This is a genomic window from Mesorhizobium sp. M0047 (genome assembly GCF_040323315.1).
In the GTDB taxonomy this organism is placed as follows: domain Bacteria; phylum Pseudomonadota; class Alphaproteobacteria; order Rhizobiales; family Rhizobiaceae; genus Mesorhizobium.
The window spans coordinates 65,410-74,918 of sequence record NZ_JAMYUW010000024.1 but is presented as its reverse complement, the minus strand read 5'-3'; the positions used below and the strand labels follow the sequence as shown (position 1 = coordinate 74,918).

General features: G+C 63.3%; 11 protein-coding genes. 9 read left to right on the top strand and 2 right to left on the bottom strand.

The features are described from left to right. The first annotated feature begins 31 nt into the window (after positions 1-31). Positions 32-583, top strand: a complete 552-nt coding sequence (locus NKJ89_RS22070; protein ID WP_352605583.1) for a DUF2269 family protein — start codon at positions 32-34, stop codon at positions 581-583. A gap of 36 nt (positions 584-619) precedes the next feature. Here the strand turns inward: NKJ89_RS22070 and NKJ89_RS22065 are convergent, their stop codons facing one another. Both NKJ89_RS22065 and NKJ89_RS22060 read right to left on the bottom strand, forming a co-directional pair. After that, a complete protein-coding gene (locus NKJ89_RS22065; RefSeq protein ID WP_352605581.1) occupies positions 620-1,390 on the bottom strand; it encodes a sulfite exporter TauE/SafE family protein in 771 nt (256 codons plus the stop codon). A 200-nt stretch (positions 1,391-1,590) separates the two neighbouring features. Beyond that, entirely contained in the window at positions 1,591-2,070 is a 480-nt protein-coding gene (locus NKJ89_RS22060) for an Lrp/AsnC family transcriptional regulator (RefSeq protein WP_352605579.1), read from the bottom strand. Between the two features lie 132 nt (positions 2,071-2,202). On the opposite strand from NKJ89_RS22060, the gene NKJ89_RS22055 reads away from it, so the two are divergent. The 8 genes from NKJ89_RS22055 to NKJ89_RS22020 all read left to right on the top strand — a co-directional run bounded on the left by NKJ89_RS22055 (position 2,203) and on the right by NKJ89_RS22020 (position 9,496). Then, the gene (locus NKJ89_RS22055; protein ID WP_352605577.1) at positions 2,203-3,108 is read left to right on the top strand and encodes a DMT family transporter; all 906 of its coding nucleotides are present in this window, start codon (positions 2,203-2,205) and stop codon (positions 3,106-3,108) included. 133 nt (positions 3,109-3,241) lie between these two features. Further along, a complete protein-coding gene (locus tag NKJ89_RS22050) occupies positions 3,242-3,889 on the top strand; it encodes a thiamine phosphate synthase (protein ID WP_023758635.1) in 648 nt (215 codons plus the stop codon). A 46-nt stretch (positions 3,890-3,935) separates the two neighbouring features. Further along, complete coding sequence (locus NKJ89_RS22045) at positions 3,936-4,931, top strand: tetratricopeptide repeat protein (RefSeq protein WP_502898031.1); 996 nt, start codon at positions 3,936-3,938, stop codon at positions 4,929-4,931. A 139-nt stretch (positions 4,932-5,070) separates the two neighbouring features. Further along, complete coding sequence (gene efp / locus NKJ89_RS22040) at positions 5,071-5,637, top strand: elongation factor P (RefSeq protein WP_023758633.1); 567 nt, start codon at positions 5,071-5,073, stop codon at positions 5,635-5,637. Positions 5,638-5,721: 84 nt separating this feature from the next. Continuing rightward, a complete protein-coding gene (locus NKJ89_RS22035; protein ID WP_352605573.1) occupies positions 5,722-6,522 on the top strand; it encodes an inositol monophosphatase family protein in 801 nt (266 codons plus the stop codon). A 121-nt stretch (positions 6,523-6,643) separates the two neighbouring features. Beyond that, entirely contained in the window at positions 6,644-7,330 is a 687-nt protein-coding gene (trhA, locus tag NKJ89_RS22030) for a PAQR family membrane homeostasis protein TrhA (RefSeq protein ID WP_023758631.1), read from the top strand. A gap of 107 nt (positions 7,331-7,437) precedes the next feature. Further along, complete coding sequence (locus NKJ89_RS22025; RefSeq protein ID WP_352605571.1) at positions 7,438-8,463, top strand: MotA/TolQ/ExbB proton channel family protein; 1,026 nt, start codon at positions 7,438-7,440, stop codon at positions 8,461-8,463. Between the two features lies 1 nt (position 8,464). Further along, positions 8,465-9,496 carry a peptidoglycan -binding protein gene (locus NKJ89_RS22020; protein WP_352605569.1) on the top strand — a complete coding sequence of 344 codons (1,032 nt, stop codon included), beginning with the start codon at positions 8,465-8,467 and terminating at the stop codon, positions 9,494-9,496. Positions 9,497-9,509 lie beyond the last annotated feature (13 nt).

Genomic DNA, 9,509 nt, shown 5'->3' with positions numbered 1-9,509 from the left:
AAATCCGACCAGAACACTGCAGGAGCACATCATGGACTGGTATTCGATCGTCAAATTCCTTCACGTCATCTCGGCCGTTCTGTGGGTTGGTGGTGGCTTCGTGCTGTTCCTTCTCGGCGTGCTTGCCGAGCGGGCGGGCAACATCGAGGACAAGCTGCAGGCGATGCGCGCCAGCGGCCAACTGGGCGGCAGGTTTTTTGCGCCGATGTCGATGCTGACGCTGGTCTTCGGCCTCATCATGTGCAGCTTCTGGGTCGGCTTCTCCGACCTGTGGATACTGATCGGCCTTGCCGGCTACGCCACGACCTTTTCGATCGGCATGCTCATCTTCAAGCCGACCGGCGAGCGCATCGGCGAGATGATCGCCAAGGAGGGCGTAACATCGGCTGTTCTTGCCATCGGTGACCGCATGATGCGCGCGGCACGCTTCGACTATGCGGTGATGCTGGTGATCATTGCCGACATGGTCCTCAAGCCGACTGCGCGTGACATCGGCGTCCTCGCCGGCATGGTGCTGGTCATCCTGGTTGGCGCGGCACTGGCCTTTGGCGGCAACCGTCGCCTCGTACCGAGCGCCGCCTGATCCCAGATAGAGAAGACGGCAGCCGCCTCACCTATTTTACATCAGGCCAACGATGCCGTCCCACAGCAGCTTCAGCGCCACGACCGCGACGGTTGCATAGGTGAAGGGATAGAAGATTTCCGGGCGCATCCGCCGCACCAGCCACGCCCCGGCTATGGTCGAGAGCGGCGCCAACGGCATCAGCACCGCCGACGCCGTCAAATTGGCGGTGTCGAACTGGCCGAGCGCGAAATAGGGCACCAGCTTCAGCGCATTGGTGGCGGCAAAGAAGATCGCCGCCGTGCCCGACAGGACCTTGGGATCGAGGCGGATCGGCAAGGCATAGACCTGGAAGGGCGGGCCGCCGACATGGGCAACAAAGCTGGTGAAGCCGGCGACCGTACCCCAGACGGCCGCAGCCACGCGGTTGGGGGCGGCCGCGTGACCGGCTCCATGGCGAAACTGCAGATAGAGCCAGCGCAGGACGAAGATGATGGCGACGGCACCGACGATCAGCCGCACTGCCCCTTCGGTGACCAATGCCGCCGTCAGCCAGCCAAGGCCGATGCCGATGACGGCTCCCGGCATCATGTCGACCAGCATCTTCCGGTCAAAGACACCCCACCATGTCCACACCGACACGATGTCCATCAGGCACAGGATCGGCAGCAGGATAGCGGCCGCCTGCACCGGCGGCATGGTCAGCGCCATCAGCGGCACGCCAACGAAACCGACGGCGCCGCCAAACCCGCCCTTGGACAGGCCGACCAGAATGACCGCCGGAATGGCAGCCGCATAGAACCACGGATCGAGAAGCAGGCCTGACATGGGAGGGAACTGGTCTGGAGGGAAAGCGTGTCGGTGATTGAATAACCCAGAATCCCGAGCTGAGCGACAGCAAATATCGGCATGGCTTGTGCACGCTGCCATGGCAGGCGCTGCCTATCGACGAGCCGAAACCAGCAGGAGCATTGGCCGCTTGAAATCCTTCGATTCAGTCCTCTGAAAACCGGCCGCGGCTACTCCGTTCAGGATGCGTGCACGAGCTTTGCCCTGCCACGCGGCGCCGTTGCATCGAGCGGTGGGGGCCGGCGCCGGATCGGCTGCGCCTTGATGATGGCGGTGCTGGTCTCGGCCTTGTCGGCGATGCGGTCGAGAATCCCGTCGAGATCGCCGATCGAGCGCACGAACAGCCGGGCGACGAAACAGTCATCGCCCGTCACCTTGTCGCATTCGCCGAATTCGGGGATTTCCTCGATCAGCTTCTGGACGATGTGCAGCTTGCCCGGCAAGGGCCGGATGCGCACGATCGCCTGCAACGTATAGCCGAGCGCCAGCGGATCGATCTCGACGGTGAACGCGCGGATGACGCCGCGCTCCTCGAGCCGTCGAAGCCGCTCCGAAACGCTTGGCGATGACAGCCCGACCTGAGCGGCGAGATCCTTCAGGGAGGTCCGCGCATCGTTGACCAGGATTTCGAGGAGATTTCGGTCGAGATCATCAAGCATTTTACATTTCCCGCTGATTTGGAACCATGGCCTAATATAGTTAGGTCATTTATCAATATCTCCTTTCCTATCGGATAGAAAGCCGCGTCACCACATGAGATCATAACGGCTCAACTGATACGGAGGTTTGTTGTGAACGATACGGTGCGTGGCACGGTCGAAATGTCCGCCGCAATGGCGATCCTGGGAACGATCGGATGGTTCGTCGTGCTGTCCGGCCAGCCGATCATGGATGTGGTGTTCTGGCGCTGCGCGTTCGGCGCGCTGACGCTGCTCATCATCTGCGCCGGGCTGGGCTTGCTGCGCAACAGGCTGTCATTGCGTATCATCGGCATCGCCGCACTCGGCGGCGTCGCCATCGTCGTCAACTGGCTTTTGCTGTTCAGCGCTTTCTCTCGCGCGTCGATCTCGATCGCCACCGCTGTCTACAACACGCAGCCCTTCATGCTGGTCGGGTTCGGCGCGCTCTTCTTCGCCGAGCGGCTGACGCTGACCAAGTTGACCTGGCTCGCCATCGCCTTCGCCGGCATGGTGTTGATCGTTGAGGCCGCTCCCGATGCTAGCGATGTCGGCACGGACTATTTTACCGGCATCGTCATGGCGTTGGGAGCGGCTTTCTTCTGGGCCGTCGCCGCCATTGTCACCAAGAAGCTCAAGGGCACGCCGCCGCACCTGATCGCACTGATCCAGGTCTGCGTCGGCGTCGTTATGCTGGCTCCGTTCGCCAATTTTTCGCAGCTTCCGGCCGATGCATGGAGCTGGACCATGCTGGCGACGCTCGGCATCGTCCATACCGGCCTGATGTATATATTGATGTACGGCGCCATCCAGAAACTGCCGACGCATCTGCAGGGGTCGCTGTCTTTTATCTACCCCGTCATTGCCATCCTGGTCGATGTCGTCGCCTTCGGCCATCGGCTGCATCTGAGCCAGATCGTCGGCGCCACCACGATTCTGATCACCGCTGCCGGCATGAATCTCGGCTGGAAGCTGTGGAAGGGCCAAACGCCTATCGCAAGTCCACACCCGGTTAAGTGAAGCGGTCCCGCCGGCGTCCGGCGGGCCCACATCGCTATCCCGGCTGCCCGCCTGTTCAAAGCGGGCACTTTGCTCTATGCCGCAATCCAACCATCTTCGCCCGGCATAGGCGAAACGCGGGATCCGAAGAACCATGAATGACGCAACGCCCCCCAACCGCTGTCGCATCGTGCTGATCGCGCCGCCCGGCGTGCCGGCCGCCCGTATCGCCGCGGCATTCGAAGGCGGCGACGTCGCGTCGCTGATCCTGCCCGAGAACGGCATGGACGAGGCTTCCTTCCAGGCTTTCGCCGAACAGGTCGTGCCCGCAGCGCAAGCCGCCGGTGCGGCAGTGATCATTGCCGGCGACACCCGTATAGCCGGCCGCGTCCAGGCCGACGGTATCCATGTCGAGGTCTCCAAGGCCGAACTGGCCGAGACGATCGAGCATTTCCAGGCAAAGATGATGGTCGGCACCGGCGGCGCCAAGACGCGTGACGACGCGCTTGAGCTTGGCGAAACACGGCCCGATTACATCTTCTTCGGCCGCTTCGGTTACGACAACAAGCCAGAACCGCACCCGCGCAACCTGTCGCTCGGCAGATGGTGGGCGGATATGATCCAGATCCCGTGCATCGTCATGGCCGGATCCGACATTGCCTCGGTCGAAGCGGTGGGCGCCACAGGTGCCGAGTTCGTGGCGCTGTCGAGCGCCGTGTTCGCGGACGGCACCGATCCCAAGACAGCGGTCGCCAGTGCCAACGCGCTGCTCGACGAAACTGCGCCGCGCTTCGAGGACTGACGTGCCCTGGGCGAGGCTCCCCCTCCAGGCTCTGCTTGCGGCGCTGATGGTTCAGGCAGCGGCCGCCGAGACCATCCTGCTGCCGCAGCCCAAACCCGATGTCGGCGCACACGCGAACAAGCCGATCGAACAGCCGCTGCCGCAGCCGGCCACCACGGCCGAACCGACGCCTCTGCCCTCCGCCGACACTGTCAACCCCGACCGCTTCGGCGCAAAACCCGCCGATGCGGCCTATGGCGCCTTCCAGCGCGGGCTCTACAAGACGGCCTACAATCTGGCACTGGTCCGCGCGCAAAACGGCGATCCGGCGGCGCAGACCCTGGTCGCCGAGATCCTGTCGCGCGGGCTTGGTGTGCCGCTCAATTCGGCGGAGGCGGCGAAATGGTACGCGTTGGCCGCCGAGCAGGGTGTACCCGAAGCGCAGTTCCAGTACGCCCTGATGCTGCTCGACGGCCGCTACGTCAAGAAGGACGAAAAGGAGGCCTATGCTTTGATGCAGGCCGCCGCGGAAGCCGGCAACCGGCTGGCGCAGTTCAATTTCGCGCAGATGCTGGTCCAGCAGGACCCCGGCGACGCCGGCATGGCGAAGGCGGTCTCCTACTATGAGCGCGCCGCCGCTACAGGCCTTGCCGACGCGCAGTATGCGATGTCGCAGATCTACGCCAATGGCGTCGGCGGCAGGCCGCGTGACGATGTGCAGGCAAGGCGCCTGCTGGCGCAGGCGGCACAACAGAACTACGACACCGCGCAGATCGACCTCGCCGCCTGGATGATCGAAGGCCGCGGCGGTGCGCGCGACCTGAAATCCGCCTTCGGCTGGACGAAGCAGGCAGCGGAAGGCGGCAATGTCGCCGCCCAGAATCGCCTGGCCAAGCTCTATATGCAAGGCATCGGCACCGATCCGGATCTCGTCCTTGCCGGCGCCTGGTACATCGTCGCCCGCCGCGCCGGCCTCATCGATCCGCAGATGGACGATTTCCTGCAGGGGCTGAGCGACGGCGAGACCAAGCAGGCCCTGCAGAAGGCGAACCGCCTGCCGTAGCGGCCTCTCCAACCCGACCCCGACTTGGCGCTCCCTTGCCTCTTCTGGCGTTTTGTGGTCTTGGGAGCCCGAAATCGCTTTCGCAGCGACCATCCCATACCACGGCCTGGCCGTTGGTAGCATCCCGGATCACCTCATCATGGCCAAGATCAATGGCAACGAAATCCGTCCCGGCTATGTCATCGAGCATGATGGCGGCCTTTGGGTGGCGGTCAGGACCAACACGGTCAAGCCCGGCAAGGGCGGCGCCTACAACCAGGTCGAACTGAAGAACCTCATCAACGGCACCAAGCTCAACGAGCGCTTCCGCTCGGCCGAGACGGTCGAGCAGATCCGGCTCGACCTGAAGGACTTTTCCTTCCTCTACGCGCAGGAAGACGCGCTGGTGTTCATGGACACCCAAAGCTACGAGCAGCTCGAACTGAACAAGGACTTCGTCGGCGATCGCGCCGCCTTCCTGCAGGACGGCATGATGGTGACGGTCCAGCTCTACGAAGAGCGGCCGATCGGCATTTCGCTGCCCGACTATGTGACGCTGACCATCACCGAGGCGGACCCGGTGGTGAAGGGTCAGACGGCGGCCTCGTCCTACAAGCCCGCGATCCTGGATAACGGCATCCGCGTGCTGGTGCCGCCATTCATCGGCGCCGGCGAGCGCATCATCGTCGACACCAACGAAATCACTTACGTGCGCCGCGCCGACTGATGCATGTCGCGCAGGTGGCCGCGGTTTTGGGTCACCGACATGCATCAAGACAGTGTCTAAAGCGAAGCACCAGGAAGAACCACTATGGCACGCTCAGCCCTCCTCAACGTCATGGTCCAGGCCGCAATGAAAGCCGGCCGCTCGCTATCGCGCGACTTCGGCGAAGTGCAGAACCTGCAGGTCTCGATGAAAGGCCCCGGCGACTATGTCAGTCAGGCCGACCGCAAGGCCGAGGACATCGTCTTTGCCGAACTGTCCAAGGCAAGGCCGGGCTATGCCTTCCTGATGGAAGAGCGTGGCGCGGTCGAGGGTGACGACGGCCAGCATCGCTGGATCGTCGACCCGCTCGACGGCACCACCAATTTCCTGCACGGCATACCGCTCTTTGCCGTTTCGATCGCGTTGGAACGCCAGGGACAGATCGTTGCCGGCGTCATCTACAATCCGGCGATGGACGAGCTCTACACCTGCGAACGCGGCGGCGGCGCTTTCATGAACGACCGCCGCTTGCGCGTCGCCGGACGCATCAAACTGGTCGACACGGTGATCGGCTGCGGCATGCCGCATCTCGGCCGTGGCCATCACGGCAATTTCCTCGTCGAGCTGCGCAATGTCATGGCCGAAGTCTCCGGCGTCCGCCGCATGGGCTCCGCCTCGCTTGACCTTGCCTATGTCGCCGCCGGCCGCATGGACGGGTTCTGGGAAACGGGCCTGTCCGCCTGGGACATCGCCGCCGGGCTGCTTTTGATCCGCGAGGCGGGCGGCTTCGTCTCCGACATGGATGGCGGCCAGGACATGCTCGACAACGGCTCGGTTGTCGCCGGCAACGAGGTCATCCAGCGAGCCCTGCTGAAGGCCGTGAAGAAGCCGCTCTCTTCTCGTTGACAGGAAAGCCGCGTTGAAGGCATGCCGTGCTGAAGCGCCGCAGTCGTAAAACTGCAAACAAGACTTGAAATACTGCCCTGCGAGCGTCCAAATTGGAGCGCTCGGCGCAGGAAACCCGGCAGTGAACGACATCGATCCCACCCCCGACATCCCATTCGTTGGACGCTGGCACTATTCGCGCGCCGAGATGATCGCTGACGGCATCGTCCACGCGGTCGGCATCGTGCTGGCGATATCGGTCGGTTCGGCATTGCTGGCGCTGTCGGCCTTTCGTGTCGGGCCGGGCGAATACATTGCCGCCGCCTTCTATGTGGTCTCGCTGCTCACCGTGCTGTCGGTGTCGATGACCTACAATCTTTGGCCAGTGTCGTCGCCGGCGAAATGGGTCTTGCGACGTTTCGATCACGCCGCGATCTATCTGCTGATCGCCGCGACCTACACGCCTTTCCTGGCCCAGCTCGAAGGCTCGCCATTGGCGAGCTGGATGATTGTCCTGGTCTGGACCGCAGCGGTGCTGGGCATTGCCATCAAGGTGTTTTTTCCCGGCCGTTTCGACCGGCTGGCCATCGGCTTCTATCTCGCCATCGGCTGGAGCGGCATCATCCTGGTCAAGCCCCTTGTCCAGACGCTGCCGACGATGTCGATCGCCCTCATCGTCGCCGGCGGCATCGTCTACTCTTGCGGCGTCGTCTTCTTTGCCTGGAAGGGGCTGCGCTTCCACAATGCGCTGTGGCACGGTTTCGTCGTCACCGGCGCCGGCCTGCATCTGGCCGCCATGGTCGACTGCCTGGTCATCAATCGGCTCTGACACCGACGTCGACGCGGCAATCTTGCCAAGCGCCATTCAATTTGGTCACAATTCCGTTTAGAGTCGCGGTTCACGTGATCGGCGGCGGCATCGGAAACGGGGCACGGATGGCTTTTCTCAAATCCTTCGGCATGGGCAGACGCTCTGATGTCCTGATCTACGACCCGCACAAACTCTCGAGCCCGCAGGTCTTTTTGCTGACCATGGTGATCTTCCTGGTCATCGTGGCCTTCATCGCCGCCATCCTGACCCGGCAGATCTCGACCGCCTTCAGCAGCAATCCCGGCCTCAACGGGCTGATCGTGGGCGTGCTGGTGGTCGGCATCCTCTTGGCCTTCGCCCAAGTCGGACGGCTGTTTCGCGAAGTTCGTTGGGTCAACTCCTTCCGAGCCGGCTCGGAGACCACCGAACCGGTGCTGCTGGCGCCGATGAAGGCGATGATCGGCCGCTCCTCGGCCACGGCTTTCTCGACCAGCTCGATGCGCACCATGCTCGATTCCATCGCCACGCGCCTCGACGAAAGCCGCGACACCTCGCGCTACCTCGTCGGCCTGCTGGTATTCCTCGGCCTGCTCGGCACCTTCTGGGGCCTGTTGAACACCATCGGCTCGATCCGCGAGACGATTGAATCGCTCGATCCGGGCACCGGTGACGCCGCGGCTGTGCTCGATTCGCTCAAGCAAGGGCTTTCCGCGCCGCTGGCCGGCATGGGCACGGCCTTCTCGTCCTCGCTCTTCGGCCTGTCCGGCTCGCTGGTGCTCGGTTTCCTCGACCTGCAGGCCGGCCGCGCCCAAACGCGCTTCTACACCGAGCTGGAAAACTGGCTGTCCTCGGTTACCGACCTGTCGTCCGACATCGTCGTCTCCGACCCGGCCAAGGCCGAATCCTCGGACGAGATCCGGGTCCTGTCGGAAAGATTGCGCAGCATGCAGGAGAATGGCGGCGGCTCCAATCCACGCGTCGCCACCGCCATGGCCAATCTCGCCGACGGCATTTCCGGCCTGGTCAAGAACATGCGTTCGGAACAGCAGATCATGCGCGACTGGGTCGAGGCCCAGTCCGACGAACAGAAGGCGATGCGCAACACACTGGAAAAGATCGCCGATGCCCTGAAGAAGCCTGGGGTGCATTGACGTGGCACTCGCCAGGGGCCGGCGCACCGATCGCCGCATCGACTATTGGCCGGGCTTCGTCGACGCGCTGTCGACGCTGTTGCTGGCCATCATGTTCCTGCTCACCGTCTTCGTTCTGGCGCAGTTCCTGCTCGGTCGCGAAATTTCCGGCAAGGATACGGCACTCACGCGCCTCAACTCGCAAATCAACGAATTGACCCAGCTTCTGGCGTTGGAGCGCTCATCAACGCAGGACAAGGATGACTCGCTGGCCAATCTGCAGGCATCGCTGTCGGCGGCCGAAGCGGAAAAGAGCCGGCTCGAGCAATTGCTGGCGCAAGGCGCGGGCGCCGGCGACGCCGCCAACCAGCGCGCCGCGGCGCTGGGCGGCGAACTCGACAACCAGCGCCAGATCAGCCAGCAGGCGCTGAGCCAGGTCGAGATCCTCAACCAGCAGATCGCGGCCTTGCGCAAGCAGATCGGCGCGCTCGAGGATGCGCTCAACGTCTCCGAAAATCGCGATCGCGATTCCAACACCAAGATCGCCGATCTCGGCCGCCGCCTGAACGTCGCGCTGGCGCAGCGCGTGCAGGAACTGAACCGCTACCGCTCCGACTTCTTCGGCCGCTTGCGCGAAATCCTCGCCGACCGCGAGAATATCCGCATCGTCGGCGACCGCTTCGTCTTCCAGTCGGAAGTGCTGTTCCCGACCGGCTCCGAGGTGATCAACGATGCCGGCAAGGTCGAGATGAAGAAACTCGCCGACGCCATCATCGAGTTGCAGAAGGAAATCCCGCCCGAAATCAACTGGGTGCTGCGCGTCGACGGCCATACCGATAACAAGCCGCTCTCCGGCACCGGCCGCTATCGCGACAATTGGGAGTTGTCGACGGCGCGTTCGACCTCGGTGGTGAAATTTCTGATCGAGAACGGCGTGCCGGCCAACCGGCTCGTCGCCGCCGGCTTCGGTGAGTTTCAGCCGCTCGATGCCGCCGACACAGAAGAGGCGCGGAACAAGAACCGCCGTATTGAACTGAAGCTCACCGAACGTTGATCTCTCATCACGC

Excerpts from the sequence above, each read along its gene's own strand:
- NKJ89_RS22060 (WP_352605579.1), bottom strand. The coding sequence starts at position 2,070 with ATGCTTGATGATCTCGACCGAAATCTCCTCGAAATCCTGGTCAACGAT.
- NKJ89_RS22070 (WP_352605583.1), top strand. The coding sequence starts at position 32 with ATGGACTGGTATTCGATCGTCAAATTCCTTCACGTCATCTCGGCCGTT.
- NKJ89_RS22045 (WP_502898031.1), top strand. The coding sequence starts at position 3,936 with ATGGTTCAGGCAGCGGCCGCCGAGACCATCCTGCTGCCGCAGCCCAAA.
- NKJ89_RS22065 (WP_352605581.1), bottom strand. The coding sequence starts at position 1,390 with ATGTCAGGCCTGCTTCTCGATCCGTGGTTCTATGCGGCTGCCATTCCG.
- efp (WP_023758633.1), top strand. The coding sequence starts at position 5,071 with ATGGCCAAGATCAATGGCAACGAAATCCGTCCCGGCTATGTCATCGAG.
- NKJ89_RS22035 (WP_352605573.1), top strand. The coding sequence starts at position 5,722 with ATGGCACGCTCAGCCCTCCTCAACGTCATGGTCCAGGCCGCAATGAAA.
- NKJ89_RS22050 (WP_023758635.1), top strand. The coding sequence starts at position 3,242 with ATGAATGACGCAACGCCCCCCAACCGCTGTCGCATCGTGCTGATCGCG.
- NKJ89_RS22025 (WP_352605571.1), top strand. The coding sequence starts at position 7,438 with ATGGCTTTTCTCAAATCCTTCGGCATGGGCAGACGCTCTGATGTCCTG.